Consider the following 25,188-nt stretch of genomic DNA (forward strand, 5'->3'; position numbering starts at 1 on the left):
GGCCGCAAGGAGGCACAAGGCGATGCGTGTGGGCACTTTTGTACTGGCGGCCCAGTTTCCGGGCCAGGGGCAGGGAGAAACGCTCCATCGTGCGGTCAGGTCCGCCGAGGTGGCCGAGGAGGCCGGCCTCGACGCGGTGTGGCTGGCCGAACATCACTTCGTACCGTACGGCGTGTGTCCGTCCGCCGTGACGCTGGCGGCGTTACTGCTCGGGCGCACCCGGCGGATCAGGGTCGGCACCGCGGTCAGCGTGCTGCCGACCGCACACCCCGTGGCGCTGGGCGAGCAGGCCGCGCTGCTGCACCTCACCTCCGGCGGGCGGTTCTCGCTCGGCGTGGGGCGCGGCGGCCCGTGGGTCGACCTCGAAGTGTTCGGCTCGGGCCTCGGGGCGTACGAGCAGGGCTTCCCGGAGTCGCTCGATCTGCTTCTGCGCTGGCTGACCGAGCCCCGCGTGGGCGCGCTGGGGGAACGATTCACCTTCCGGGAGGTCGCGGTGGTGCCGCGCCCCGCGGAGATCCTGGGCGGCGGTCCCCACGACACCTGCCCCGAGGTGATCGTGGCCTGCACGTCCCCGCGGAGCGTGAAGCTGGCGGCGGAGCGCGGGCTCCCGATGCTGCTCGGCATGCACTGCGGTGACGAGGAGAAGGCGGAGATGGTCGCGCTGTGGCGCAGGGAGGCGCTCGCGGCGGGCCACACGCCGGACAGGGTGGCGGCAGCGGGCCATGTGTCGGCCGGAGTCGCCCAGATCGCCGACCGCCGGGCCGACGCCGTCGAGACGCTCCTGAAGACCATGCCGGGCTGGCTGAAGCAGGGGCTCGACGCCCATGTGACGGTCGACGGCCGCCACCGTGCGATGCGTGACCCGGTCGCGTACACCGAACTCCTCTGCGGGCTCCACCCGGTGGGCACGCCCCGGCTCGCCGCGGACCGGCTGGCCGCCACGTCCGAGCGCACCGGCATCACCCGCTTCGCCCTGCTCGTCGAGGGCTCGGGCGACCTGGCCGCCACCGAGGAGAACGTAGCGAGGCTGGGCACGGAGGTGCTGCCCCTGCTGACCTGACCCACTCCGCACGGACCGGGGTGGGCCGGCACGTCAACTGGCCACCGCCCCGCGTCAGTTGCACCTCCCGCGACGCGGAGCGGCGGCGAAGCCGTCAGCAGTCCCGAAGCTCCGGGGACTGGTTGAGCAACTGACCCCTGATCGAGGTGAAGCGGGCGTGCCGCTCATCGGACGAGGGGTCCAGAGGGAACACCGCGACACGGTGGCAGTTCTGGAACGCCAGGCGGACACCGAAGTGCCGCTGGAGCGCACCGCGAATGGCGTCACTCGCAAGAGCACGCAGCAGCTGGCCGCGCGCCTGCTCGTCCGGCGGTGGCGTCTGGTTGTCGGCGAAGGCTCCGCCGTCGACCTTCAGCTGGGCCACCAGAGAGCTGATCATCTCCCACGCGTAGGGCAGGGAGGTCCGGACGCAGTCGACGAAGGCGGCTTCGTCGACCTCGCCTCGCTCGGCCTGTTCGAGTAGGGCCGGTGAGACGTCGAGCGACATGGTTTCTCCTCTCGCGACCCCGGGGAGCGGGGCCTTACGGGCAGGGAAAGGGAGCATGACGGCCGTCTCTTTCGACAACGCAGCGTGCGCGGCCGACAACCTCCCGCTTCCACGGTAGGCGCGATGTCGGGCCCATGGCAGGTACTTGGCACATAACCGGCCAATAACGAACAGTGCACTCCAGGGCGAATCGCGTTCGCCGGGGGGAGTCGAGTAGCGTTGCGCCCCATGCGTCTCGTCATCGCCCGCTGCTCCGTCGACTACGCGGGCCGGCTCACCGCCCATCTCCCGTCCGCCCCCCGCCTCATCCTGGTGAAGGCGGACGGCAGCGTGTCCATCCACGCTGACGACCGGGCCTACAAGCCCCTGAACTGGATGTCACCGCCCTGCACCCTCAAGGAGGGGGCCGGGGAGACCGAGGGCGTCTGGACGGTCGTCAACAAGGCGGGCGAGAAGCTCATCATCACGATGGAGGAGATCCTCCACGACTCCTCGCACGAACTCGGTGTGGACCCTGGCCTGATCAAGGACGGCGTGGAAGCACACCTTCAGGAGCTGCTCGCCGATCGCATCGACACCCTCGGCGACGGATATACCTTGATCCGCCGCGAATACCCCACGGCGATCGGCCCGGTGGACATCCTGTGCCGGGACGGTGACGGCAGGACCGTCGCGATCGAGATCAAGCGCCGTGGAGAGATCGACGGCGTCGAGCAGCTGACCCGCTATCTGGAGCTGCTCAACCGCGACCCGCATCTCGCCCCGGTCCAGGGTGTCTTCGCGGCGCAGGAGATCAAGCCCCAGGCCCGGGTGCTCGCGACCGACCGCGGCATTGGCTGTGTGGTCCTGGACTACGACGCCCTGCGCGGCATCGAGGACGACAAGCTCCGGCTTTTCTGAGCCCGTTGGGCATGTGCCGTCCTCCCGGATGCGTACGGGAGCCGTTCACCAGGTGTACGAGAAGGGGCCCGCGGAGTGCCGCGGGCCCCTTCTCGTGTGCTGCGGGGAATGCGCCGTCACCCCTGGTGACGGTTGGGCGTGGTCGACGTCGTCGGCGGCGTGGATCCGGCGCGCACGGTGGACGTCGGGGAGCCTGTGGCCGTGCTCGGGGGCGGCGGCTTGGTGGTGGGGTCGGGCGGGCCGGTGCCGCCGCTGCCCGGGGACGACGAGACCGACGGCGAGGGGGTGCCCGTCGGGGTGTCGCTCGGCGACGGGCTCGACGGCGTCGACTTCGTGGGCGTGATCGACCCCGAGGGCTTGCCCGGCGTCGAGGACTTCGGCCCGCCCGGCGTCGAGGCCCCGGTCGACGGGTGGCCCGTGGCGCCCGGGGCGCTCGGGGTGCCGCTGGCGCCCGGCACCGGCTGCCCGGAGGTGCCGGGGGTCGGCGTGGTCCCCGGCCTGCCGGTGCTCGCGGGCCGGCCGCCCTTGTTGTCGCCCGGCGTGGCGCCGGCGCTGGGGTCGTCGGGGCCGGCGCTCGTCCCGCTGCCGTCGTCGCCGCCCTCTCCGGTCGTCTGCTGCTGCTTGACGTCGTTGTCGGGGCTGTCGCCGGTGTTGTTGGAGGTCGCGCCGAGCGTGACGACCGTGCCGAGGACCGCGGCGAGCAGGGCGCCCGCGCCGGCCGCCACGAGGTTGCGCCGGGCGCCGCCGAACAGGGTGCGCCGCGCCTTGGGCATGGCCGCCCCGACCGGGGTGTCCCGCCGGGTGATCAACGCACCCTCCGCGCCCGGGAGTTGGGCGGTCACCACGGCCGAGGGGGCGCCCACGGGCGGCGGCTGGAACGCCTCGTGGCGGGCGTGCGGCGCCTCGTCACCGGCCGGGGCGCGCCCGCCCGGAAGCAGGCCGCCCGCGCGGTCCTCGACCAGGGCGAGGGCACGGCGTCCGGCGACGGTGCCCCGCTTGTCGGAGAGCGCGCCGCGCAGCCCGATGGAGGCCTCCAGCTCGGCGCGGGCCCGGTCGAGCCCACCGTTGCAGAGCGCGAGGACGCCCAACTCGTGGTGGAAGTACGCCTCTTCGGCCACCTCGCCGGTGCGGCGGGCCGCCTCGGAGCCGGTCCTGAGGGCGCGCTCCCACGCTCCCCAGTGCAGACCCGCGGCGAAGACGGGCGCGGCGGTGCGGGCCAGCTCGACCGCGGCCGCCGGATGGTCGGGTTCGTCGCCGGGGAGCAGCGCGCTCATCGAGGCGAGCACTCCGTCCGCCTCCGCTGCGGCACGCTCGGGAGCGACGGAGGGGTGCCCGGTCCACCAGGTGTAGTGCCGGGCGGCGGTGTGGGCGAGTTCGCCCGCGCCGCTCGCGTATCCGCTGTTCTCCAGCTGGGTGAGCACCCCCGCGGCGAGGCGGTAGCGGGCGCCGGCCGGCGACAGGAGTCCGCAGTCGAGGAGTTCGCCGAGGCTGGCGTCGGCGTGGGTGTCGCCGACGAGGGCCGGCAGATGCGCCTGGTGCGGCACTTCGCCGCCGAGGGCCACCGCGAAGCGCAGGGTGGCCCGTGCGGCCTCGCTCAGCCGGGAGGCGAGCAGGGCCGCGGGGGCTGCGCCATCGCCGAGCGTGGGCAGCGCGACCTCGCGTCCCTCGCCCGAGAACACCGAGGCCTCGGCGGGCTCTTCCAGCGGAAAGCCGTACGGGTCGGGAGAGTTGGCCTCGCCGCGCAGCCGGTCGCGCTGGCGCAGCAGGGCGCCGGCCTGGACGAAGCGCAGCGGCAGCCCCTCGGACTCGAACCACAGGTCGCCCGCCCAGTTGGCCTCCTCGTCGGTGAGCGGCCGGTCGACGGCCTGTTCGAGGAGTTCGAGGGAGGCGCCGCGGCCGAGGCCCGACAGGAAGACCTCTTCGACGTGGGACTCGGTGTGCGGCGCCTGCACATCGGGGGTGGCGGCGAGCAGATAGGCGCACTCGGGGGTGGCCAGGAGCAGCTCTTCGAGGGTGGCTCCGCCGAATTCGAGGTCGTCGAGGACCACGACGGCGCCGATGTCGTGGACCAGGTCGAGGAGGGTGGCCCGGTCGGGCCGGTGCCGGGAGGTCCGGAAGACCGTGGCGTACAGCTCGTGCAGCAGTTCCGTGGGGCTGCGCCGGTGGCCGCAGAGGCGCACGACACCGTCGGGGGCGAGTTCGGCGCAGTCCGCGGCGACGGCGTCGAGCAGGGCGCTGCGCCCGGAGCCCGCGGGGCCGGTGAGCCGCACCGAGCGGCCGCGGCCGAGGAGGCGCACGAGCCTGGCGCGTTCCTCCTGCCGTTCGAGCAGGGCGGGGGTGGGCACCATGAGGCCGGGCGGGAGCGGCGGCAGGGCGGCTCTTTGGTACTCGGCGCGGTCGGCGGCATCGCGCCGCACGGCACGCGCGGGTATCTCGCCGGGCGGGCAGTTCTCGATCTCGCTGCCGTCGACCGGGTTGACGGTGAGCAGGAAGTCGCCCGCGACGAGCTGGACGGTGCGGGCGAGTCCGGCCGCGCGCTGTCCGAAGTCCGCGGAGGCGGGCTCCTTGTCGCGCGGCGGGCGGTGCGGCGCGGCGCCCGGTTCCGTGTGTGCGCCCGCAACGCCGACCGCGTCGTCGGCATGGTTGAACTCTTCCGGTCCCCGGCTCATCGGGTCCATGGTGAAAGCCCCCCAGATGCGTGGTGCGTAAGGAATGCCCCTCCGGCCCTTACGCACTTCGCTCTTCGCTGTCGCTTCTGGTCCGGTGCCCGCCGTGTGGGTTCGTCGATCGGCGGGAAGCCGAACCCTAGACCTCCGGACAGTATCGACGAACAGGCGGGGTGCCGCCCCGCCCAAGACGTCACAGTCTCGTGAGGATTGCGCGCGGAGTCCGTTTCCCGCGTGCCTGTCCCGACAACATCCGTGATGGGAAGCCGTGTACGGGTTTCACTCGCCGCCGAGGGTGCGCGGGCGGGCTATACGCGCGGCAGGGCCTCCGCCACGATGCCGCCCTCGATCGCGAGGATGCGGTGCAGCCGGGTGGCGACCAGGAGACGCTGCATCTGGGGCGGCACGCCGCGCAGCACGAGGCGCCGGCCGCACCGCCCGGCCCGGCGGTGCGCCCCCATGATGACGCCGAGTCCTGTGGCGTCCCACGAGTCGAGTTCGGTGAGGTCGAGCACGAGGTCACCGGCTCCGTCGTCGACCGCCGAGTGCAGGGCCGTACGGGCGTCCGCCGCGCTGCGGACGTCGAGGCGGCCCCCGACGACCAGCTCGACGTGGTCGCCCCTGATGTGCATATGCGCTCCCGAGAGTGCTCTGGCTCAGTGCTCTGGCTCTTACGACAACCGACTCAACAACTGACTGCCCCACGGCCACAGAAGTTGCCGCCCGTGAGCGAACCGATACCTAATTCACCCCATGGAGTGAGGTCCGGGGCGGTCGGCGGCTCAGTGCTTGTAGAAGCCCTGCCCGCTCTTGCGACCGATGTCACCCGCGTCCACCATCCGGCGCATCAGCTCCGGCGGGGCGAACTTCTCGTCCTGGGACTCCGTGTAGATGTTGCTGGTGGCGTGCAGCAGGATGTCCACGCCGGTGAGGTCGGCGGTGGCGAGCGGGCCCATCGCGTGGCCGAAGCCCAGCTTGCAGGCGAGGTCGATGTCCTCGGCGCTGGCCACGCCCGACTCGTACAGCTTGGCCGCCTCGACGACGAGCGCCGAGATGAGGCGGGTGGTCACGAAGCCGGCCACGTCGCGGTTGACGACGATGCAGGTCTTGCCGACCGACTCGGCGAACTCCCGCGCGGCGGCGAGGGTTTCGTCGCTGGTCTTGTAGCCGCGCACCAGCTCGCACAGCTGCATCATCGGGACCGGCGAGAAGAAGTGGACGCCGACGACCCGCTCGGGGTGCTCGGTGGCCGCGGCGATCTTGGTGATCGGGATGGCGGAGGTGTTGGAGGCGAGCACGGTCTCCGGGCGCACGATCTTGTCGAGCGTGCGGAAGATCTCGTGCTTGACCTCCAGCTTCTCGAAGACGGCCTCGACGACGATGTCGGCGTCGGCGGCCGCGTCCAGATCGGTGGTCGTGGTGATGCGGGCGAGCGCCGCCTCGGCGTCCTCCGCGGCGAGCCTGCCCTTGCTCACGAACTTGTCGTACGAGGCCTTGATGCCGTCGGTGCCCCGGGTGAGGGCCTCGTCGGTGACGTCGCGCAGGACGACGTCCCAGCCCGCCTGGGCAGAGACCTGCGCGATACCGGACCCCATGAGTCCGGCTCCGATGACGGCGAGCTTCCTGGCCACGACACTTCCCTCCAACAGGTTTCCACCCAAGCCTTCTTGGCGGAGGCTATCGGCCGGGCGGCCTTCTGGGAGTGCTAAGAGATGCGCGTCACGTCTCAGATGACGGACATCACACCGGGCGGCGTGAGGTGGGTCTCAGCGGGCGCCCCGTACGGCGTAGTTGAGCACCTTGTCCCCCAGGAGCCCCTCCATCTCGTCGATCAGGACGAGCACCTCGCGGGAGACGGCCCTCGGGTCGCGGCCGGCCATCATCTCGCGGCCGATGGCGGCCATGGCGGTCTGGTGGACCCAGTTGATCTGACCCGCGATCAGCGCGGGCAGGGTGTCGCCGGGCTCCGCGCCGGCCTCGTCCCGCAGGGTCGCCTCCAGGTTCGCGAGGACGTCCTGGCCGACCGCCCACAGGCGGGCCTTGAGCGCGGGTGAGGCGTCGATGACGGCCATGAACCGGCTGTAGCCCTCCATCAGGCCGACCCGCGGCGAGACCGACTCGACCTCGGCGCGCAGCTCGCGCAGGACCGCCCCGGCGGCCGGCTCCCCGTCGTCGCGGCCGCGCACCCAGCGCGAGAGCCGGTCCACGATGCCCTTGCTGCGGTCGAGGAACAGGTCCTCCTTGGCGGGGAAGTAGTTGTAGACGGTGTTCACCGACACGTCGGCCACCTCGGCGATCTCGGCGATCGTGACCGCCTCGAAGCCGCGCTCGAGGAAGAGCCCGGTGGCCAGATCCGAGATCCGCTGCCGGGTCTCGCGCTTCTTCCGCTCCCTGAGACCTTCTGCCATGACCTCAGCGTAGGCGATTCATGCGGCCGCTTAAATTTTGGGGCCATTGCAATTTTGGGCAGACCCTGGTTTTCTCGACGTCATGGCAATCATCAGCACGGCCGGGCTCTCCCGGACGTTCCAGAGCAAGGCGGGCCCGGTCGAGGCGGTGCGCGGCATCGACCTCACGGTCCGGGCGGGCGAGATCCTCGGCTTCCTCGGCCCCAACGGCGCGGGCAAGACCACGACCCTGCGCATGCTCACCACGCTGCTCCCGCCGACCGGCGGCGCCGCGACCGTGGCCGGGCACGACCTGCTGCGCGAGCCGGCGGCGGTGCGCCGGGCGTGCGGTTACGTCGCCCAGTCCGGCGGGGTCGATCCGAACATCTCGGTACGCGAGGAGCTGATCACCCAGGGCCGCCTGTACCGGCTGACCAAGCCCCAAGCGGTCGAGCGGGCACGGGAGTTGACCGACGACCTCGGCCTGGCCGGCCTCCTGGAACGCAGGACGTCGACGCTTTCCGGAGGCCAGCGGCGCCGCCTGGACATCGCGATGGGCCTGATGCACCGGCCCGCCGTGCTCTTCCTCGACGAGCCCACCACGGGTCTCGACCCGGGCAGCCGCGCCGACCTGTGGGACCTGGTCCGGCGGATCCGTGCCGACCACGGCACCACCGTCTTCCTCACCACCCACTACCTGGACGAGGCCGACGCGCTCGCCGACCGCCTGGTCGTCGTCGACAAGGGAGTGGTCGTGGCCGAAGGCACTCCTGCCGACCTCAAGACCCGGCACGCGGGCGGCCCCGGCGCCTCGCTCCAGGACGCCTTCCTCGCCATCACCGGGCGCAGTGCCACCCCGCAGGAATCCACCCCCGTAGCCGTCTAGACCCTCCTCCAGGACTCCCCCATGACCGCCTCACCCCTGCTCTCCGACACCGCGCTGATCTTCGGCAGATACGCCCGCCAGACCCTGCGCTCCAAGTTCCAGATCCTCTTCGGCGTACTGATGCCGCTGCTCTACCTGCTCTTCTTCGGCCCGCTCCTGACGGGCATGCCGCTGGGCTCCCGAGGCAGCTCCTGGCAGGTGCTCGTCCCCGGGCTGCTCCTTCAACTCGCCCTGTTCGGCGCCTCGTTCGCGGGATTCTCGGTCATCATCGAGAACAACTGGGGCGTGGTGGAGCGCATGCGCGTGACCCCCGTCTCACGCCTTGCCCTGCTGCTGGGCCGTGTACTGCGGGATGCGGCGCTCTTCGTCTTCCAGGCGGTCCTGCTCGTGCTGGCCGCCCTGGTGATGGGCCTGCGCGCTCCGCTCGCGGGCATCCTGATCGGCTTCGCCTTCGTGGCGCTCCTGGCCCTGTCCCTGGCCTCGCTGTCGTACGCGCTCGCCATGAAGGTGACCACCCCGCAGGGATTCGGCCCCGCGGTCAACGCCATCACCATGCCCTCGATGCTGCTGTCCGGCCTGATGCTCCCCATGACGCTCGCCCCGGCATGGCTGAACGTGCTCTCCCACTTCACGCCGTTCCGCTATCTGGTGGACGCCGTGCGCTCCGCGTACCTCGGCTCGTACGCCACCACGACCATGCTGTACGGGGGCCTGGTGGCGGCCGGCTTCGCGGCGCTGGCCGTGACGGTGGGCACACGCGTCTTCCGGACGGCCGGAGCGTAACTACTCTGGCGGCATGGTCAATCTGACGCGCATCTACACCCGCACCGGCGACCAGGGCACGACCGCCCTCGGGGACATGAGCCGGACCGCCAAGACCGATCTGCGGATCTCGGCGTACGCCGACGCCAATGAGGCCAATGCCGTCATCGGCACGGCCATCGCGCTCGGGCAGCTGTCCGAGGAGGTCGTGAAGGTACTCGTCCGGATCCAGAACGACCTCTTCGACGTCGGCGCCGACCTCGCGACGCCGGTCGCCGAGAACCCGGAGTACCCGCCGTTGCGGGTGGAGCAGTCCTACGTCGACAAGCTGGAGGCGGACTGCGACCGCTTCCTGGAGGACCTGGAGAAACTGCGCAGCTTCATCCTGCCGGGCGGCACGGCGGGCGCGGCGCTGCTGCACCAGGCGTGCACGGTGGTGCGGCGCGCGGAACGCTCGACGTGGGCGGCGCTCGAGGTCCACGGCGAGGTCATGAACGCCCTGACGGCGACGTACCTGAACCGGCTCTCCGACCTTCTGTTCATCCTGGCGCGGACGGCGAACGCGGGAGTGGGGGACGTTTTGTGGGTGCCGGGGGGTGAGCGCTGACGATCGCCGGGCCGCAGCCGCGGACCGGGCGGCCCCCCGGCCCCTCGAACCCCGCCCCCTTCCGCCCGCGGGCCCGGTGGACGGCTGGTCGCGCAGTTCCCCGCGCCCCTCAACCACGCGGTGCCGGGCGGCATGGGCATCTTCAGCCCGTCCGGCGCTTGAGGACGAGCGCCCTCAAGGCGCGATACCGGGTCCGGGGCGGAGCCCCAGGAACCCCCGCCTCCGCCCGCGGACCGTGCCCGCGTCTCGCGCAGTTCCCCGCGCCCCTCAACCACGCGGTGCCGGGCGGCATGGGCATCTTCAGCCCGTCCGGCGCTTGAGGACGAGCGCCCTCAAGGCGCGATACCGGGTCCGGGGCAGAGCCCCGGTTACTGGTTGGTGGTTGTGTCGGAGTCCGCCGCCGCGGCCGCGGACTCCGCATCGCTGACCTTCTTCTCCATCTGCCGCTCCGTCCCCGACGCCGCATGCGTATGCCCGCACCCCGAGGCGAGCACGGCCGTCAGGGCCGCCCCCACCACCGCGGGGACCAGCCGGCGCGCACGCATCACTTCGCCCCGTTGTGGTTCGCCCCGCACCAGGACGCCACGTCCTTGAGGTCCTTCTGACGCTGCTGAAGGGTCGTCACCAGCCCCTTGCGGTACGTGAGTTTGTGGTCGAGGAGCGTGGCGATCTCCGTGTGGCCCTCCTTCTTCGCGTTGTCGAGCCGCTGCTGCATGCGGGCCACCGAGCCCACCGTGGTGGCGCCCCCGTCCAGCCGGTTCAGGGCGCGCTCGATGCGCTTGTCCGCCTTGGGTTCCCGCTTGCAGATGCCCTTGGCGCCGTCGGAGGCCGGTGCGGAGGCCGCGAAGGCGCTGGGCGCGGTGACGGTCAGGACGGCCGCCGCGGCGAGCGCGGCCGCCGCGACCCGGCGGCGGTTCGTGATCGGGTTGTACATGGCTGCTGCCTCCCGGAGGTGAGTACGGCTACGTCCAGGAGGCTAGGAGGGCTCTTTGTGGGAACCTTGTGACCGCTCCGCCGTGACCGTCAACCAGTCCCGCCGAGCGGGCAGTTCACCCTCCGGGGCCGCATCGAGGGCCGGCAGCCGCACCGTGCAGCGCGTGCCGGCCCCGCCCGTCGCCCCGGCCAGCTCGACGCTCCCGCGGTGCAGCGCCGCCTGCTGCGCGACCAGGGTGAGCCCGAGCCCCGAGCCGGTGCTTCCCGGCCCCCGGTGGAAGCGGCGGAACACCTCCTGGCGGGCGTCCGGCGCGATGCCGGGCCCCCGGTCGTCGACGGTGATCAGCACGTGGCCGCCCGCGAGCCCCACGCCCACCGTGATCTCGGCGCGGCCCCGCGCGTCCCTGCCGTGGGCCAGCGCGTTGCCCAGCAGGTTGTCGAGCAGGATGCGGATGCCCGGCTCCCAGCCGCGGACCGGCGCGGGCTCCGCGCGCAGGTTGATCACCGCGTCCGGGGCGTGCCTGCGGGCCTCGGCGACCGCGGCGTCGGCGACCTCCGCCACGTCGAGCGCCCGGAACGCGTCGGCCTCGACCAGGTCGCCTCGGCCCAGCTCGCGCAGGGCCACCAGCATGCCGAGCAGCCGGCCGTGCTCGCGCCGCAGGTCCGCGACGACCTCGGCGCGCTCGGCGCCGGGCAGCGCGGGGTGGGCCAGCACATCGAGGTTGGTGCCCATGCTCATCAGTGGGTTGCGCAGTTCGTGCGAGGCGGCCGCGGAGAACGAGCGGGCGGTGTCCAGCGCCTCGGCGGTGCGGGCGGCCTGCTCGTCGTACCGGGCGAGGACCGTCCGGAGGGTGGCGGCCAGGTCGTCGACCTCGACGATCCCGGTCGGCCGGTGTTCCAGGCGTACCGAGGTGGTCCGCGGGTCCAGCCCGGCCGCCGCCTTGCGCAGCCGGCCGAGCGGGCGGGTCGCGGCGCTCGCGATCGCCCAGGCGAGCAGCGCGCAGAGCGGGGCGGCGAGCAGCGCGGTCGTCACCACGCGCTTGCGAACCAGGGCGATCTGCGCGCGGCTCGCGGTGTCCGGCTCGAACACCCACAGGGTGCCGGAGACCTGAGCCCCCGTGACGGGCAGCGCGTACGCCCGCCAGCTGCGCCCGCCGCCGCGCACGGTGACCGGCGCTCTCGTGACGGCGGGAAGCGCCACCGAAGGGTCGGGCTGGGGGCCGCCGCTGTACGTGCCGTCGGGCCCGACGAGCCGTACGCCGACGTCCAACGCGCTGTTGAACAGCCTGCGTTGGCGGTTCTCCTCGGCGGAAGGCCGGTCGTTGGCGGCGGCCCGCAGCAGGGTGCGCGCGTCCTGGGCGACGGCGGTGGCCCGGCTCCGCAGGTGGCTGTCCTCGGCGTGGTGCAGGTCGCGGGCGACGAGGGTGAGCAGCAGCCAGCCGCAGGCGAGGACCAGGAGCGGGACGGTGACGCCGACGGCGAGTGCGATCCGGGTGGCGAGCCTCACGGCCGCTCCCTCAGGACGAAGCCGACGCCGCGCACGGTGTGGACGAGCCGGGGCGCCCCGCCTGCTTCCAGTTTGCGGCGCAGATAGCTGACGAAGGTGTCGACGGCGTCGGTGCGTACGTCGACGTCGTATCCCCAGACCCGTTCGAGCAGCTGGTCGCGGCTGAGGACGATCCCGGCGTTGCGGGCGAGCACATCGAGGAGTTCGTACTCGCGCCGGGTGAGGTCGAGGGCGCGTCCGTCACGGTGGGCGGTGCGGGCGGCCGGGTCGATGACGAGGCCGTAGGCGCGGACCACGTCGTGTCCGGCGGGCGGGCGCCGGCGCAGCAGGGCGTGCAGGCGCAGCACGAGTTCTTGCAGCGCGAACGGTTTGACCAGGTAGTCGTCGCCGCCCGCCTGGAGTCCGGCGATGCGGTCGGCGGTCTCGTCGAGCGCCGAGAGCATCAGGACGGGCAGGTCGTGCCCGTCCCGCCGCAAGGCGGTGCACACCTCGATGCCGCTCATGCCGGGCATGGACACGTCCAGGACCAGGACATCGGGCGGCCGCAGCGCGATCGCGGCGAGCGCGGCCGGCCCGCTGTCGGCGGTGCGGACCCGGAAGCCGTCGAGCCGCAGCCCCCGGTCGAGCGAGCGGCGTACCGCGTCGTCGTCGTCCACGACCAGAATGTCTCCGGCACGGCTCGGCCCGCTCATCCGCGCTCCCTCACGTCGTCCGGCTACCGCCGGGTCAGCGTACGGTCCTCGCCTGTGTGCGCCGTGGACGTGTGCGCCGTGGTCCGGTCCGACGCCGGCTTGAGGAGCCGGTCGGCGATCGAGGGCCCGTTCCCGGTCCCTTCGGTCTTCTTCGGGAACAGCGTGTAGCTCAGGGCGATGGCCACGTTGACGCCGATCACGATCAGCATCCTGCCCTGCCACGTCCGCAGCGAGTCGGTGCCGCCGTCCCCGCCGACGTACCAGATCGCGCCCTGGAGGAGGGCGATCGCGATCAGTGCGGCGGCGGTGAAGCGGCCCGCCGTCCTCCACTCGTACGCGGTCCTGGCGCTGCCTCCCCTCGGCGCCCTGGCGGGCCTCGGGCCGCCGGCGAACCGGTAGGCGACCCAGGCGTCGGCGCGGGTCACCATGGAGTGGCCCATCGCGACTGAGAACCCGATGTAGACGGCGGCCAGGCCGTGCTTCCAGTCGGGCTGCGCGCCGTTCTTCAGGTCGACGGCGGTGACCACCAGCAGCACCACCTCCAGCAGCGGCTCGCACAGCAGCACCGCCACACTCGTCCTGCGCATGTGGGCGAGGTAGCGCAGGGCGAGTCCCGCGGCGAGCAGGACCCAGAATCCGACGTCGCAGGCGATGATCAGCGTGACGATCACGATGGTCTCCTCTCGTACCCCTCAAGGCTCGCCCGCGCCGGGCCGCGGATCGTCGTCGTGAGTGAGGAGAGCGGACTGCATCCTTCGATGCAGCGCCGGCTCGTCCGGGGCGAGGAGGACGGGCGTGCGACGGCCGTGTTGGATGGAGGGGTGATGTTCCTGCCCCGACCGCACCGCGACGACGTCCTCATCGCCGTGGCCGGGCTGCTCGGCGGGCTCGCGCTGTGGGCCGTGGGACTGCACACCCAGGGCGGCCGTCCGCTGGGCGGCGCCTGGGTGCTGCTGCCGCTCGCGGGAACGGCGGTCCTCGAACTGCTGCGCCGCACCGCTCCCCAGGCCGGCCTGGTGCTCGGCACCTGCCTGCTGGTCCTCGACCAGTTCACGCTGGGCAGCCTCGCCACGGTCGTGATGTTCACGGACCTGGCGTACGCGGCCGTCGTGTACGGCACCCCGGCGGCCGCGCGGCGCATCCCGGTCACGACCGGGCTGATCACGATCGCCGTGACGATCGGCTTCCTCGCCTGGTTCCACAAGCCCGAGGCGCTGCTCATCGGGGTGGTGACCGGTCTGGTCTGCTTCGTGCCCGCCACCACCGGAGCGCTGGTGCGCAATCACCGCGAGGCCGCCGAGAGCGCCCGGCTGCGCGCCGAACAGACGGCGCTGCTCGCCGAGATGGATCGCAGCCAGGCCGTGGTCGCCGAGCGGGCCCGGATGGCGCGCGAGCTGCACGACATGGTGGCCAACCACCTCTCGGCGATCGCCATCCACTCCACGGCCGCGCTCAGTCTGGACGATCCGGCCACCACCCGTCAGGCCCTGTCGGTCATCCGCGAGAACAGCGTCGACGGCCTCGCCGAGATGCGCCGGCTCATCGGGCTGCTGCGCGACACCGGCGGGCGCGACGAGCCCGCGGCGACGCCCACGCTCGCCGGGCTTGGCGCGCTGATCGCCCAGGCCCGCACCAACGGGGCCGACAGCGGGCTCGACGTCGTCCTCGACGACCGGCGCGGTGAGCTGGGGCCGCTGCCCGCGCCGGTGGAGCTCGCGGCGTACCGGATCGTGCAGGAGTCCCTCACCAACGCGCTCAAGCACGCGGCCCCCGGCGTCGTCGAAGTGACGCTCACCCGCGCGGGCGGGCTGCTCGCCGTGCGCGTCACCAGCCCGTACGGCGGCCGGTCGGGCCCGCGCGCGCCCGGCTCCGGTGCCGGTCTCGTCGGGATGCGCGAGCGCGCCGCACTGCTCGACGGCGTCTTCGGCGCGGGGCCCGGAACGGCTCCGGACGGGAGCGATGTGTGGCACGTGCGGGCCGAACTGCCCGCGGACGAAAGGGAATGGCGAACATGACGATCCGGGTGGTGGTCGCCGAGGACCAGTCGGCGGTACGGGCCGGCCTCGTCCTGATCCTCTCCAGCGCCCCCGACATCGAGGTGGCGGGCGAGGCGGCGGACGGCGAGCGGGCGGTGGAGCTCGCCCGTGCGCTGCGCCCCGACCTGGTCCTGATGGACATCCAGATGCCGAAGCTGGACGGGGTCGCGGCGACCGCGGTGGTGACCGGCGAGGGACTCGCCGACGTCCTGGTCCTGACCACCTTCGACCTCGACGCGTACGTGTTCGGGGCGCTGCGGGCGGGCGCGTCGGGGTTCCTGCTCAAGAGCACGGAGGCCAAGGACCTCATCGAGGCGGTGCGCACGGTGGCGCGCGGCGAAGGCCTGATCGCCCCGGCCGTCACCCGGCGCCTCATCGCGGAATTCGCCTCGTCCCCGGCACCGCCGCCGCGTCCCGCGGCGCTCGACACCCTGACCCGGCGCGAGGGCGAGGTCCTTTCGTGCCTGGGCCGCGGCCTGTCCAACGCGGAGATCGCGGCATGCCTCGGCATGGCGGAGGCCACCGTGAAGACGCACGTCAGCAGGGCCCTGGGAAAGCTGAAGCTGCGCAGCCGCGTCCAAGCGGCCGTACTGGCACAGGAGTTGGGGATCTGAGACACGCGGGGCCATCGGAGGTCTGGACCTCTTGACGGTTGGTCCAGACCTTTCTACGCTCACCGCACACTGCTGTGGTGGGCATGCCATCCCTGACGCTTCGAGGCAGGCTCACCGGACGGAGCAGGGTTCCACCCCCACCACCGTCGCACCATTCGGGAGCAGCCTTGAGTACCGCACGACGCATCCGTACGGGTTTCAGATCAAGAGCCGCAGCGGCCCTGACCGCACTCGCCCTCCCCGTGGCCGCCCTCGTCGGCCTCGCCTCCCCGGCCCAGGCCGCCTCCTCGGCGACGGCCACCTACGCCAAGTCCTCGGACTGGGGCTCCGGCTTCGGAGCCGGCTGGACCATCAAGAACACCGGCACCACGGCGCTGAGTTCCTGGACCGTGGAGTGGGACTACCCATCCGGTACGTCCGTGACCTCGGCCTGGGACGCGGACGTCACCAGCTCCGGCACCCACTGGACCGCCAAGAACAAGTCGTACAACGGCGCCATCGCGCCCGGCGCCAGCGTGACCTTCGGCTTCAACGGGGCCGGATCCGGATCGCCCTCGGGCTGCAAGCTCAACGGCGGTTCCTGCGACGGGACTTCGACGCCGCCCGGCGATGCCCCGCCCTCGGCCCCCGGCACCCCGGCCGCGAGCAACGTCACCGACACCGGCGTCTCGCTGTCCTGGTCCGCCGCGACCGACGACAAGGGCGTCAAGAACTACGACGTCTACCGGGGCTCCGCGAAGATCGCGACCGTCACCGGCACGACGTACGCCGACTCGGGCCTGACCAAGGGCACGACGTACACCTACAGCGTGACCGCCCGCGACACGGCCGACCAGACGGGGCCCTCCTCGGGCTCGGTCAGCGTCACGACCACCGGCGGGGGCGGCGGCCCCGCCCCCGGCGGCGACAAGGTGCGGCTCGGCTACTTCACCGACTGGGGCATCTACCAGCGCAACTACCAGGTGAAGAACATCGTCGCATCGGGCTCGGCGAGCAAGCTGACCCACATCAACTACGCGTTCGGCAACGTCACCAACGGCCAGTGCGCCATCGGTGACGCCTACGCCGACTACCAGAAGACGTACGACGCGTCCTCCAGCGTGGACGGCACCGCCGACACGTGGGACCAGCCGGTCGCGGGCAACATCAATCAGCTGCGCGAGCTGAAGAAGAAGTACCCGAACATCAAGATCCTGTGGTCCTTCGGCGGCTGGACGTGGTCCGGTGGCTTCGGCCAGGCCGCGGCCAACCCGACGGCGTTCGCCAACTCCTGCTACTCGCTGGTCAAGGACCCGCGCTGGGCCGATGTCTTCGACGGCATCGACATCGACTGGGAGTACCCGAACGCGTGCGGCCTGTCCTGTGACACCAGCGGTCCCGCGGCCCTGAAGAACGTGCTCGCGGCGCTGCGCACCAAGTTCGGCAGCTCGTCGCTGGTCACGGCGGCGGTCACGGCCGACGGCTCGACCGGCGGCAAGATGGACGCGGCGGACTACGGGGGCGCGGCGAGCTACGTCGACTGGTACAACGTGATGACGTACGACTTCTTCGGCGCGTGGGACGCGAAGGGCCCCACGGCCCCGCACTCCCCGCTCACCTCGTACAACGGCATCCCGATCGCGGGCTTCAACACGGACGCGGCGATCCAGAAGTACCTGGGCAAGGGCGTCCCGGCGAGCAAGCTCAACCTGGGCATCGGGTTCTACGGCCGTGGCTGGACGGGCGTCACCCAGGACGCGCCGGGCGGCACCGCGACGGGGCCGGCGCCGGGCACGTACGAGCAGGGCATCGAGGACTACAAGGTCCTGAAGTCCGCGTGCCCCGTGACCGGCACGATCGCGGGCACGGCGTACGCCCACTGCGGCAGCAACTGGTGGAGCTACGACACCCCGGCGACGATCACCGGCAAGATGACGTACGTGAAGAACCTGGGGCTCAGGGGGGCGTTCTTCTGGGAGTTCAGCGGTGACACGTCGAACGGCGAGCTGCTGACGGCGATGGACTCGGGCCTGAAGTAACGGGGCCCGCCCCAACACCCCGGCCGGTCGGGCCCGTCCCTCGACGACCGGGGTGTCGGCCTGCCCTCTCCTCACCCACCGGAGGGCTCTCGGGTTGGGCCGCAAGCGGCGAACGCGTGTGGCGCGGTTCCCCGCGCCCCTGGTGGGGTCGGCCTCGGCAGGATGCCCAGCATCGGCACCCCCAGCCCGTCCGGCGATTGAGGACGAGCGCCCTTCAGGCGTGATACGGGGTCTGGGGCGGAGCCCCTGGGCCTTCGTCTGCGGACCGTGCGTGGCTGATCGCGCAGTTCCCCGCGCCCCCAGGTGGGCTGCCCTCGGCAAGGTGCCCAGCATCGGGCACCCCCAGCCCGTCCGGCGATTGAGGACGAGCGCCCTTCAGGCGCGATGCGGGGTCTGGGACGGAGCCCCAGGGCCTTCGGCTGCGGACCGTGCGTGGCTGATCGCGCAGTTCCCCGCGCCCCTCAACTACTCGGTGCCGACCCGCATGGCCACCCCCAGCCCGTCCGGCGATTGAGGACGAGCGCCCTTCAGGCGCGATGCGGGGTCTGGGACGGAGCCCCAGGGCCTTCGCCTGCGGACCGTGCGTGGCTGATCGCGCAGTTCCCCGCGCCCCCAGGTGGGCTGCCCTCGGCAAGGTGCCCAGCATCGGGCACCCCCAGCCCGTCCGGCGATTGAGGACGAGCGCCCTTCAGGCGCGATGCGGGGTCTGGGACGGAGCCCCAGGGCCTTCGCCTGCGGACCGTGCGTGGCTGATCGCGCAGTTCCCCGCGCCCCCAGGTGGGCTGCCCTCGGCAAGGTGCCCAGCATCGGGCACCCCCAGCCCGTCCGGCGATTGAGGACCAGCGCCCTTCAGGCGCGATACGGGGTCTGGGACGGAGCCCCAGGGCCTTCGCCTGCGGACCGTGCGTGGCTGATCGCGCAGTTCCCCGCGCCCCTCAACTACTCGGTGCCGACCCGCATGGGCACCCCCAGCCCGTCCAGCGATTGAGGACCAGCGCCGTTCAGGCGCGATGCGGGGTCTGGGGCGGAGCCCCAGGGGCGGGCTAGGCCACGTTGACCCGCTGGCCGGGCGGGGCCGCTTCCAGCCAGGCCAGGAAACCCGTCAGCGCGTCCTCGCTCATCGCGAGTTCGAGTCGCGTACCCCGATGCGTACACCCCAGAATGATCGCATCGGACAGCAGCGCCAGCTCTTCCTCGCCCTCGGGAAGGCGACGCGACACCACGTCGATGGCGGACCGCTCCAGCACGCGGCGCGGCCTCATCGCGTACGAGAAGACGCGGAACCACTCGATCCGGTCACCGTTGTAGCGGGCCACCCCGTACACCCAGCCCTTGCCACTGGTGTCCGGCGTCTCCGGAAGGCCCCAGCGCAGACTGCAGTCGAACGTCCCCCCGGAACGCTGGATCAGCCGCCGGCGCAGACCGAAGACGAAGAGTCCCACCAGTACCAGCGCGACGACCAGGCCACACACAAGCAGAGCGAGAGTCATCTACACCGACCTCCTCGCTCAACCAGTAATCCAGCAACGGAAAAATCTGCCTGCATCGCCTCAGCCGCGACCGGCTCCGGAAGATTCCGGACCGAGCCGCGGCTGAGGAAAATCACGGACGAGGGTGCTAGCCCTTCGCCACCGCACGCAGTCGCACATCGGCGCGCCGCTCGGCCGCGGCGTCCGACTCCGACTTCGCACTCTCCAGCGCACGCTCGGCACGCTGGACATCGATCTCGTCCGCCAGCTCGGCGACCTCGGCGAGCAGCGACAGCTTGTTGTCGGCGAAGGAGATGAATCCACCGTGCACCGCCGCGACGACGGTGCCGCCCTCGCTCGTACGGATCGTCACCGGGCCCGACTCCAGCACACCAAGGAGCGGCTGGTGACCGGGCATGACGCCGATGTCGCCGGACGTGGTGCGCGCGACGACCAGGGTGGCCTCGCCGGACCAGACACTGCGGTCCGCGGCGACGAGCTCGACGTGCAGCTCAGTAGCCATGGTTGGCTCCTTGGGTCACCACCCGGCGGTTCGGCCGGGTGTTGGGTCGATTCTAGTCAGTTCTTGAGTGGCGATACGCAGAGGGGCGGGACGCGCCCGCCCCTCCACGCGGCCGGGTGCGTCAGGAGACGCCCAGCTCCTTGGCGTTGGCCTTGAGGTCTTCCAGGCCACCGCACATGAAGAACGCCTGCTCGGGGAAGTGGTCGTACTCGCCGTCGCAGATCTGGTTGAACGCGACGATCGACTCTTCCAGCGGGACGTCCGAACCGTCGACGCCGGTGAACTGCTTGGCGACGTGCGTGTTCTGCGACAGGAAGCGCTCCACGCGGCGGGCACGGTGCACGACCAGCTTGTCCTCTTCGCCGAGCTCGTCGATGCCGAGGATGGCGATGATGTCCTGGAGGTCCTTGTACTTCTGCAGGATCGTCTTGACGCGCATGGCGGCGTCGTAGTGCTCCTGCGCGATGTAGCGCGGGTCCAGGATGCGGGACGTGGAGTCCAGCGGGTCCACGGCCGGGTAGATGCCCTTCTCGGAGATCGGACGGGAGAGAACCGTCGTCGCGTCGAGGTGGGCGAACGTGGTGGCCGGAGCCGGGTCGGTCAGGTCGTCCGCGGGGACGTAGATCGCCTGCATCGAGGTGATCGAGTGACCACGGGTCGAGGTGATGCGCTCCTGCAGGAGACCCATCTCGTCGGCCAGGTTCGGCTGGTAACCCACCGCGGAGGGCATGCGGCCGAGCAGGGTCGACACCTCGGAACCCGCCTGGGTGTACCGGAAGATGTTGTCGATGAAGAAGAGGACGTCCTGCTTCTGGACGTCACGGAAGTACTCCGCCATCGTCAGACCGGCCAGGGCGACGCGCAGACGCGTGCCCGGCGGCTCGTCCATCTGACCGAAGACAAGGGCGGTCTTGTCGATGACGCCCGAGTCCTGCATTTCCTCGATGAGGTCGTTGCCCTCACGGGTGCGCTCGCCGACACCGGCGAACACCGACACACCGTCGTGGTTGTTGGCCACGCGGTAGATCATTTCCTGGATGAGGACGGTCTTGCCGACACCGGCACCACCGAACAGGCCGATCTTTCCACCCTTGACGTACGGGGTGAGAAGGTCGATGACCTTGACGCCGGTCTCGAACATCTCGGTCTTGGACTCGAGCTGGTCGAAGTTGGGCGCCTTGCGGTGGATCGGCCAGCGCTCGCCGATGTTGGCGTTCTCCTCGGGCTTGTTCAGCACCTCGCCGAGGGTGTTGAACACCTTGCCCTTGGTGAAGTCGCCGACCGGCACCGTGATGCCGTTGCCCGTGTCGGTCACCGGGGCCTGGCGGACCAGACCGTCGGTGGGCTGCATCGAGATCGCGCGGACGATGCCGTCACCCAGGTGCTGGGCGACTTCGAGCGTCAGCGTCTTGAGCTTGCCGTCCTCGGCCGGGTCGGCCACCTGGACGTGCAGCGCGTTGTAGATCTCCGGCATCGCGTCGACGGGGAACTCCACGTCGACGACCGGGCCGATGACCCGGGCGACGCGGCCCGTGGCAACGGCCGTCTCAACAGTGGTCGTCATTACTTGTCACTCCCCGCGGTCGCGTCGGCCAGCGCACTGGAGCCACCGACGATCTCGCTGATTTCCTGGGTGATTTCGGCCTGGCGGGCCGCGTTGGCAAGCCGGGAAAGGCTCTTGATGAGCTCTCCGGCGTTGTCGGTGGCCGACTTCATCGCGCGGCGACGGGCGGCGTGCTCGGAAGCGGCCGACTGAAGCAGCGCGTTGTAGATGCGGCTTTCGACGTAGCGCGGCAGCAGGGCGTCGAGGACGTCCTCCGCCGACGGCTCGAAGTCGAAGAGCGGAAGGACCTGGTCCTTCGCTCCCCCGGCGGCGGAAGCCACCGAGGTCTCGGACTCCTGAACCTTCTCCAGCGACAACGGCAGCATCCGGTTGTCGACCGGCGACTGCGTCATCATCGACACGAACTCCGTGAAGACGATGTGCAGTTCGTCCGCTCCGCCCTCGGCCGTCTCCGTCTGGATGGCCTCGATCAGCGGTGCGGCCACCTGCTTGGCGTCCGCGTAGGTCGGGCTGTCGGTGAAGCCGGTCCACGACTGTGAGACCTTGCGCTCACGGAAGCCGTAGTAGGCGACACCCTTGCGGCCGACGATGTACGTGTCGACCTCCTTGCCCTCGCCGCGCAGCCGCTCCGTCAGCCTCTCCGCGGCCTTGATGGCGTTGGAGGAGTAGCCGCCGGCCAGACCGCGGTCGCTCGTGATGAGCAGGACCGCGGCGCGGGCCGGGGCCTCGGCCTCGGTGGTGAGCGGGTGCCTGGTGGTGGAGCCGGTCGCCACCGCGGTCACCGCACGGGTGAGCTCGGTCGCGTACGGCGTGGAGGCCGCCACCTGGCGCTGCGCCTTGACGATGCGCGAGGCGGCGATCATCTCCATCGCCTTGGTGATCTTCTTGGTCGCGGTGACGGATCGGATGCGACGCTTGTAGACCCGGAGCTGCGCTCCCATGAGTCAGGTCCCTTCCGTCGTCGTCACTTGCTGGTGCTGACCGGTGCCGGCGCGTCGTCACCCAGGAGCTTGCCGTCCGAGGTCTCGAACTGGCGCTTGAAGCCCGCGATGGCGTCGCCCACGGACTGCAGGGTGTCGTCCGACATCTTCGCGCCCTCGGCGATCGAGGTGAGGAGCTCCTTGCGCTCGCGGCGCAGGTACTCCAGCAGCTCGGCCTCGAAGCGGCGGATGTCCTCCACGGGCACGTCGTCCATCTTGCCGGTGGTGCCGGCCCAGATGGAGACGACCTGCTCCTCGACCGGGTACGGCGAGTACTGCGGCTGCTTCAGCAGCTCGACCATGCGCTTGCCGCGCTCAAGGGAAGCCTTGGAAGCGGCGTCCAGGTCGGAACCGAAGGCGGCGAACGCCTCCAGCTCGCGGTACTGGGCGAGGTCGACACGCAGTCGGCCGGACACCTGGCGCATTGCCTTGTGCTGTGCGGAACCACCGACTCGGGAGACGGAGATACCGACGTTCAGCGCGGGGCGCTGACCGGCGTTGAACAGGTCCGACTCCAGGAAGCACTGGCCGTCGGTGATGGAGATGACGTTGGTCGGGATGAACGCCGACACGTCGTTCGCCTTGGTCTCGACGATCGGGAGACCCGTCATCGAGCCGGCGCCCATCGCGTCCGACAGCTTCGCGCAGCGCTCGAGCAGACGCGAGTGCAGGTAGAAGACGTCGCCCGGGTAGGCCTCGCGGCCCGGCGGACGGCGCAGCAGCAGGGACACGGCGCGGTAGGCGTCGGCCTGCTTCGACAGGTCGTCGAAGATGATGAGGACGTGCTTGCCGTCGTACATCCAGTGCTGGCCGATGGCCGAACCGGTGTACGGGGCAAGGTACTTGAAGCCGGCCGGGTCGGACGCGGGCGCGGCGACGATCGTCGTGTACTCCAGCGCGCCGGCCTCTTCCAGGGCGCCACGCACGGAGGCGATGGTCGAGCCCTTCTGGCCGATGGCGACGTAGATGCAGCGAACCTGCTTCTTCGGGTCGCCCGAGCGCCAGTTGTCGCGCTGGTTGATGATCGTGTCGACGGCCAGAGCGGTCTTGCCGGTCTGACGGTCACCAATGATCAGCTGACGCTGGCCACGGCCGATCGGCACCATCGCGTCGACGGCCTTGTAACCGGTCGCCATCGGCTCGTGCACCGACTTACGGACCATGACGCCCGGAGCCTGAAGCTCCAGGGCGCGGCGGCCGTCGGTCTCGATCTCGCCGAGGCCGTCGATCGGGTTGCCGAGCGGGTCGACGACGCGGCCGAGGTAACCCTCGCCTACGCCGACCGAGAGCACCTCACCGGTGCGCTGCACCGGCTGGCCCTCTTCGATTCCGCTGAACTCGCCGAGGACGATCGCACCGATCTCGCGCTCCTCGAGGTTGAGGGCGAGACCAAGGGTTCCGTCCTCGAACCGCAGCAGCTCGTTCGCCATGGCCGAGGGAAGACCCTCGACCTTCGCGATGCCGTCGCCGGCAACGCTGACCGTACCGACCTCCTCGCGCGAGGCCGCGTCCGGCTGGTACGACTGGACAAAGGTCTCCAGCGCGTCCCGGATCTCCTCCGGCCGGATCGTGAGCTCCGCCATCTGGGTTCCCTGCTCTCCTTGTTGGGCCCGAAGTTTCTAAGGGGGTCTGGGGGCCGACCCCCAGGAATCTTCTGCAATTTCTGCACGGCCCAACCGGGCCGCTGGTGTTGCTAATTCAGTTGCTGTGCCGACCGTGAGGTCAGCGCGCCAGCCGCCGGTTCGCCTCTTCGAGGCGCTCCGCGATGGTGCCCTCGATGAGCTCGTCGCCGACGCGCACCGAGATCCCGCCGAGGACCTCGGGGTCCACGTCGAGGTTGAGGTGCATCTGGCGGCCGTAGATCTTCGCCAGGGCCGCGCCGAGGCGCGACTTCTGGAGGTCGGTCAGCGGCACCGCGGAGGTGACCACCGCGACCATCCGGTCCCGACGCCCCGCGGCGAGCTTGGAGAGGGACTCGAGGCCCGCTTCCAGGCTACGTCCACGCGGCCGGGTCACCAGACGGGTGACCAGGCGCTCGGTGACCGGGTTCGCCCTGCCGCCGAGCAGACTGCGCAGCAGTTCGCTCTTGGCCGCGACCGTGGCGGTGCGGCTGGTGAGCGCGGAGCGCAGTTCGGGGCTCGCGGTGACGATGCGGCCGAACCGGAACAGCTCGTCCTCGACGTCGTCCAGCGTGCCCGCCTGCTGCGCGGCGGTGAGGTCGGCGGTGCTCGCCAGTTCCTCGAGCGAGTCCACCAGGTCACGCGACTGCGACCAGCGGGAGCGGACCATGCCGCCCACCAGGTCGCCCGTCTCGCCGCCGACCTGGCCGCCGAACAGGCGCGCGGCCAGCTGGGCCCTGGCCTCGCCGGCCTGCGCCGGGTCGGTGAGGACCCGACGCAGCGAGACCTCGCGGTCGAGCAGCGTGGTGACGGCGGCCAGCTCGTCGCCGAGCTTCGCCGCGTCGACGGACGTACGGTCCATCAGCGCGTCGAGACGCTCTCGTGCGGCGGCCAGTGCCTCGCGGCTCGCGCCGTTCATCGGACGGCCTCGGCCTTCTCCTCGAGCTCGCCGAGGAAACGGTCGATCGTGCGGCTCTGGCGGGCGTGGTCCTCGAGGGACTCGCCGACCAGCTTGCCGGCCAGGTCGGTCGCCAGCTTGCCCACGTCCTGACGGAGCGAGTGCGCGGCGGCCTTGCGGTCGGCCTCGATCTGGGCGTGGCCGGCAGCGATGATCTCCTCACGCTGCCGCTGGCCTTCCGCCCTCATCTCCTGGATGAGTGCGGTGCCCTGCTCGGTCGCCTCCTGGCGCAGGCGGGCAGCCTCGTGGCGGGCCTCGGCGAGCTGCGCCTTGTACTGCTCAAGGACGCTCTGGGCCTCGGTCTGAGCGGCTTCGGCCTTCTCCATCCCGCCTTCGATGGCCTCGCGACGCTCGTCCAGAACCTTGTTGATGTTCGGGAGGAGCTTCTTGGCGAGGAAGCCGAAGACGATGACGAAGGCGATGAGGCCGATGACGAGCTCAGGCCACGGCGGAACGAGGGGGTTTTCCTTGCCCTCGGCCGCCAGCTGAACCATGGTGAGGTTCACATCAGTGCCTTTCG

At 71.2% G+C, this 25,188-nt stretch carries 25 protein-coding genes; 8 read left to right on the top strand and 17 right to left on the bottom strand.

Annotated features, from left to right (window positions below):
* Positions 1-22 precede the first annotated feature (22 nt).
* The gene (locus tag OG432_RS09040) at positions 23-1,060 is read left to right on the top strand and encodes an LLM class flavin-dependent oxidoreductase (protein WP_328309532.1); all 1,038 of its coding nucleotides are present in this window, start codon (positions 23-25) and stop codon (positions 1,058-1,060) included.
* 94 nt (positions 1,061-1,154) lie between these two features.
* Here the strand turns inward: OG432_RS09040 and OG432_RS09045 are convergent, their stop codons facing one another.
* Positions 1,155-1,547 carry an SCO5389 family protein gene (locus OG432_RS09045; RefSeq protein WP_328309535.1) on the bottom strand — a complete coding sequence of 131 codons (393 nt, stop codon included), beginning with the start codon at positions 1,545-1,547 and terminating at the stop codon, positions 1,155-1,157.
* A gap of 228 nt (positions 1,548-1,775) precedes the next feature.
* Between OG432_RS09045 and nucS the strand changes: the two genes are divergently transcribed.
* A complete protein-coding gene (nucS, locus tag OG432_RS09050; protein ID WP_328309537.1) occupies positions 1,776-2,447 on the top strand; it encodes an endonuclease NucS in 672 nt (223 codons plus the stop codon).
* Between the two features lie 116 nt (positions 2,448-2,563).
* On the opposite strand, the gene OG432_RS09055 is transcribed toward nucS, so the two are convergent.
* The 4 genes from OG432_RS09055 to OG432_RS09070 form a co-directional block, all read right to left on the bottom strand.
* Positions 2,564-5,116 (bottom strand): ATP-binding protein, encoded by a 2,553-nt coding sequence (locus OG432_RS09055; RefSeq protein WP_443058355.1) that lies wholly within the window; start codon positions 5,114-5,116, stop codon positions 2,564-2,566.
* A gap of 305 nt (positions 5,117-5,421) precedes the next feature.
* On the bottom strand, positions 5,422-5,745 hold the full coding sequence (locus OG432_RS09060; protein WP_100577458.1) for an STAS domain-containing protein: 324 nt from the start codon (positions 5,743-5,745) through the stop codon (positions 5,422-5,424).
* Between the two features lie 150 nt (positions 5,746-5,895).
* Positions 5,896-6,744 (bottom strand): 3-hydroxyacyl-CoA dehydrogenase family protein, encoded by an 849-nt coding sequence (locus OG432_RS09065; protein WP_328309543.1) that lies wholly within the window; start codon positions 6,742-6,744, stop codon positions 5,896-5,898.
* 135 nt (positions 6,745-6,879) lie between these two features.
* Positions 6,880-7,521: a TetR/AcrR family transcriptional regulator gene (locus tag OG432_RS09070; protein WP_328309545.1), complete on the bottom strand. Its 642-nt coding sequence runs from the start codon at positions 7,519-7,521 to the stop codon at positions 6,880-6,882.
* A gap of 82 nt (positions 7,522-7,603) precedes the next feature.
* Between OG432_RS09070 and OG432_RS09075 the strand changes: the two genes are divergently transcribed.
* The 3 genes from OG432_RS09075 to OG432_RS09085 are packed head-to-tail and all read left to right on the top strand — an operon-like array spanning position 7,604 to position 9,755.
* Positions 7,604-8,386 carry an ABC transporter ATP-binding protein gene (locus tag OG432_RS09075; protein WP_328309547.1) on the top strand — a complete coding sequence of 261 codons (783 nt, stop codon included), beginning with the start codon at positions 7,604-7,606 and terminating at the stop codon, positions 8,384-8,386.
* A gap of 21 nt (positions 8,387-8,407) precedes the next feature.
* Positions 8,408-9,169, top strand: coding sequence for an ABC transporter permease (locus OG432_RS09080; protein WP_328309549.1), 762 nt, complete (start codon positions 8,408-8,410; stop codon positions 9,167-9,169).
* 13 nt (positions 9,170-9,182) lie between these two features.
* Positions 9,183-9,755 (top strand): cob(I)yrinic acid a,c-diamide adenosyltransferase, encoded by a 573-nt coding sequence (locus OG432_RS09085; RefSeq protein WP_328309551.1) that lies wholly within the window; start codon positions 9,183-9,185, stop codon positions 9,753-9,755.
* A gap of 368 nt (positions 9,756-10,123) precedes the next feature.
* On the opposite strand, the gene OG432_RS09090 is transcribed toward OG432_RS09085, so the two are convergent.
* From OG432_RS09090 to OG432_RS09110, 5 genes are read right to left on the bottom strand one after another with little or no spacing between them, the layout of a single operon-like run.
* Entirely contained in the window at positions 10,124-10,300 is a 177-nt protein-coding gene (locus OG432_RS09090) for a hypothetical protein (protein WP_328309553.1), read from the bottom strand.
* A complete protein-coding gene (locus OG432_RS09095) occupies positions 10,300-10,689 on the bottom strand; it encodes a hypothetical protein (RefSeq protein ID WP_328309555.1) in 390 nt (129 codons plus the stop codon). The genes OG432_RS09090 and OG432_RS09095 overlap by 1 nt, the downstream gene beginning before the upstream one ends.
* Positions 10,690-10,731: 42 nt before the next feature.
* Positions 10,732-12,195, bottom strand: a complete 1,464-nt coding sequence (locus OG432_RS09100; protein WP_328309557.1) for a sensor histidine kinase — start codon at positions 12,193-12,195, stop codon at positions 10,732-10,734.
* On the bottom strand, positions 12,192-12,887 hold the full coding sequence (locus OG432_RS09105) for a response regulator transcription factor (protein ID WP_328309559.1): 696 nt from the start codon (positions 12,885-12,887) through the stop codon (positions 12,192-12,194). Before OG432_RS09105 ends, OG432_RS09100 begins: the two co-directional genes overlap by 4 nt.
* A 23-nt stretch (positions 12,888-12,910) precedes the next feature.
* Complete coding sequence (locus tag OG432_RS09110) at positions 12,911-13,558, bottom strand: hypothetical protein (RefSeq protein ID WP_328309561.1); 648 nt, start codon at positions 13,556-13,558, stop codon at positions 12,911-12,913.
* A gap of 153 nt (positions 13,559-13,711) precedes the next feature.
* On the opposite strand from OG432_RS09110, the gene OG432_RS09115 reads away from it, so the two are divergent.
* The 3 genes from OG432_RS09115 to OG432_RS09125 all read left to right on the top strand — a co-directional run bounded on the left by OG432_RS09115 (position 13,712) and on the right by OG432_RS09125 (position 17,555).
* Entirely contained in the window at positions 13,712-14,902 is a 1,191-nt protein-coding gene (locus tag OG432_RS09115; protein WP_328309563.1) for a sensor histidine kinase, read from the top strand.
* On the top strand, positions 14,899-15,537 hold the full coding sequence (locus tag OG432_RS09120; protein ID WP_328309565.1) for a response regulator transcription factor: 639 nt from the start codon (positions 14,899-14,901) through the stop codon (positions 15,535-15,537). Before OG432_RS09115 ends, OG432_RS09120 begins: the two co-directional genes overlap by 4 nt.
* A gap of 167 nt (positions 15,538-15,704) precedes the next feature.
* Positions 15,705-17,555, top strand: coding sequence for a glycoside hydrolase family 18 chitinase (locus OG432_RS09125; RefSeq protein WP_328309567.1), 1,851 nt, complete (start codon positions 15,705-15,707; stop codon positions 17,553-17,555).
* A gap of 1,043 nt (positions 17,556-18,598) precedes the next feature.
* On the opposite strand, the gene OG432_RS09130 is transcribed toward OG432_RS09125, so the two are convergent.
* The 7 genes from OG432_RS09130 to OG432_RS09160 all read right to left on the bottom strand — a co-directional run bounded on the left by OG432_RS09130 (position 18,599) and on the right by OG432_RS09160 (position 25,162).
* Positions 18,599-19,045 carry a DUF2550 domain-containing protein gene (locus OG432_RS09130; RefSeq protein WP_328309569.1) on the bottom strand — a complete coding sequence of 149 codons (447 nt, stop codon included), beginning with the start codon at positions 19,043-19,045 and terminating at the stop codon, positions 18,599-18,601.
* Positions 19,046-19,172: 127 nt separating this feature from the next.
* Positions 19,173-19,547 carry a F0F1 ATP synthase subunit epsilon gene (locus OG432_RS09135; RefSeq protein ID WP_328309571.1) on the bottom strand — a complete coding sequence of 125 codons (375 nt, stop codon included), beginning with the start codon at positions 19,545-19,547 and terminating at the stop codon, positions 19,173-19,175.
* Positions 19,548-19,668: 121 nt separating this feature from the next.
* Positions 19,669-21,111 (bottom strand): F0F1 ATP synthase subunit beta, encoded by a 1,443-nt coding sequence (atpD, locus tag OG432_RS09140; protein ID WP_328309573.1) that lies wholly within the window; start codon positions 21,109-21,111, stop codon positions 19,669-19,671.
* Positions 21,111-22,052 carry a F0F1 ATP synthase subunit gamma gene (locus tag OG432_RS09145; RefSeq protein ID WP_328309575.1) on the bottom strand — a complete coding sequence of 314 codons (942 nt, stop codon included), beginning with the start codon at positions 22,050-22,052 and terminating at the stop codon, positions 21,111-21,113. Before OG432_RS09145 ends, atpD begins: the two co-directional genes overlap by 1 nt.
* A gap of 23 nt (positions 22,053-22,075) precedes the next feature.
* Positions 22,076-23,674 carry a F0F1 ATP synthase subunit alpha gene (gene atpA, locus OG432_RS09150; RefSeq protein ID WP_328309577.1) on the bottom strand — a complete coding sequence of 533 codons (1,599 nt, stop codon included), beginning with the start codon at positions 23,672-23,674 and terminating at the stop codon, positions 22,076-22,078.
* Positions 23,675-23,813: 139 nt separating this feature from the next.
* Positions 23,814-24,629 (bottom strand): F0F1 ATP synthase subunit delta, encoded by an 816-nt coding sequence (locus OG432_RS09155; RefSeq protein ID WP_328309579.1) that lies wholly within the window; start codon positions 24,627-24,629, stop codon positions 23,814-23,816.
* On the bottom strand, positions 24,626-25,162 hold the full coding sequence (locus tag OG432_RS09160; RefSeq protein WP_063802014.1) for a F0F1 ATP synthase subunit B: 537 nt from the start codon (positions 25,160-25,162) through the stop codon (positions 24,626-24,628). The genes OG432_RS09155 and OG432_RS09160 overlap by 4 nt, the downstream gene beginning before the upstream one ends.
* Positions 25,163-25,188 lie beyond the last annotated feature (26 nt).

The sequence above is a fragment of the Streptomyces sp. NBC_00442 genome, assembly GCF_036014195.1.
In the GTDB taxonomy this organism is placed as follows: domain Bacteria; phylum Actinomycetota; class Actinomycetes; order Streptomycetales; family Streptomycetaceae; genus Streptomyces.

What these genes read in the sequence shown, in the direction of transcription:
- OG432_RS09055 (WP_443058355.1), bottom strand. Translation starts at nt 5,116, where the DNA reads ATGAGCCGGGGACCGGAAGAGTTCAACCATGCCGACGACGCGGTCGGC.
- OG432_RS09095 (WP_328309555.1), bottom strand. Translation starts at nt 10,689, where the DNA reads ATGTACAACCCGATCACGAACCGCCGCCGGGTCGCGGCGGCCGCGCTC.
- OG432_RS09155 (WP_328309579.1), bottom strand. Translation starts at nt 24,629, where the DNA reads ATGAACGGCGCGAGCCGCGAGGCACTGGCCGCCGCACGAGAGCGTCTC.
- OG432_RS09045 (WP_328309535.1), bottom strand. Translation starts at nt 1,547, where the DNA reads ATGTCGCTCGACGTCTCACCGGCCCTACTCGAACAGGCCGAGCGAGGC.
- OG432_RS09115 (WP_328309563.1), top strand. Translation starts at nt 13,712, where the DNA reads ATGTTCCTGCCCCGACCGCACCGCGACGACGTCCTCATCGCCGTGGCC.
- atpA (WP_328309577.1), bottom strand. Translation starts at nt 23,674, where the DNA reads ATGGCGGAGCTCACGATCCGGCCGGAGGAGATCCGGGACGCGCTGGAG.
- OG432_RS09160 (WP_063802014.1), bottom strand. Translation starts at nt 25,162, where the DNA reads ATGGTTCAGCTGGCGGCCGAGGGCAAGGAAAACCCCCTCGTTCCGCCG.
- atpD (WP_328309573.1), bottom strand. Translation starts at nt 21,111, where the DNA reads ATGACGACCACTGTTGAGACGGCCGTTGCCACGGGCCGCGTCGCCCGG.
- OG432_RS09120 (WP_328309565.1), top strand. Translation starts at nt 14,899, where the DNA reads ATGACGATCCGGGTGGTGGTCGCCGAGGACCAGTCGGCGGTACGGGCC.
- OG432_RS09040 (WP_328309532.1), top strand. Translation starts at nt 23, where the DNA reads ATGCGTGTGGGCACTTTTGTACTGGCGGCCCAGTTTCCGGGCCAGGGG.
- OG432_RS09075 (WP_328309547.1), top strand. Translation starts at nt 7,604, where the DNA reads ATGGCAATCATCAGCACGGCCGGGCTCTCCCGGACGTTCCAGAGCAAG.
- OG432_RS09090 (WP_328309553.1), bottom strand. Translation starts at nt 10,300, where the DNA reads ATGCGTGCGCGCCGGCTGGTCCCCGCGGTGGTGGGGGCGGCCCTGACG.
- OG432_RS09080 (WP_328309549.1), top strand. Translation starts at nt 8,408, where the DNA reads ATGACCGCCTCACCCCTGCTCTCCGACACCGCGCTGATCTTCGGCAGA.
- OG432_RS09135 (WP_328309571.1), bottom strand. Translation starts at nt 19,547, where the DNA reads ATGGCTACTGAGCTGCACGTCGAGCTCGTCGCCGCGGACCGCAGTGTC.
- OG432_RS09105 (WP_328309559.1), bottom strand. Translation starts at nt 12,887, where the DNA reads ATGAGCGGGCCGAGCCGTGCCGGAGACATTCTGGTCGTGGACGACGAC.
- nucS (WP_328309537.1), top strand. Translation starts at nt 1,776, where the DNA reads ATGCGTCTCGTCATCGCCCGCTGCTCCGTCGACTACGCGGGCCGGCTC.
- OG432_RS09130 (WP_328309569.1), bottom strand. Translation starts at nt 19,045, where the DNA reads ATGACTCTCGCTCTGCTTGTGTGTGGCCTGGTCGTCGCGCTGGTACTG.
- OG432_RS09070 (WP_328309545.1), bottom strand. Translation starts at nt 7,521, where the DNA reads ATGGCAGAAGGTCTCAGGGAGCGGAAGAAGCGCGAGACCCGGCAGCGG.
- OG432_RS09060 (WP_100577458.1), bottom strand. Translation starts at nt 5,745, where the DNA reads ATGCACATCAGGGGCGACCACGTCGAGCTGGTCGTCGGGGGCCGCCTC.
- OG432_RS09085 (WP_328309551.1), top strand. Translation starts at nt 9,183, where the DNA reads ATGGTCAATCTGACGCGCATCTACACCCGCACCGGCGACCAGGGCACG.
- OG432_RS09145 (WP_328309575.1), bottom strand. Translation starts at nt 22,052, where the DNA reads ATGGGAGCGCAGCTCCGGGTCTACAAGCGTCGCATCCGATCCGTCACC.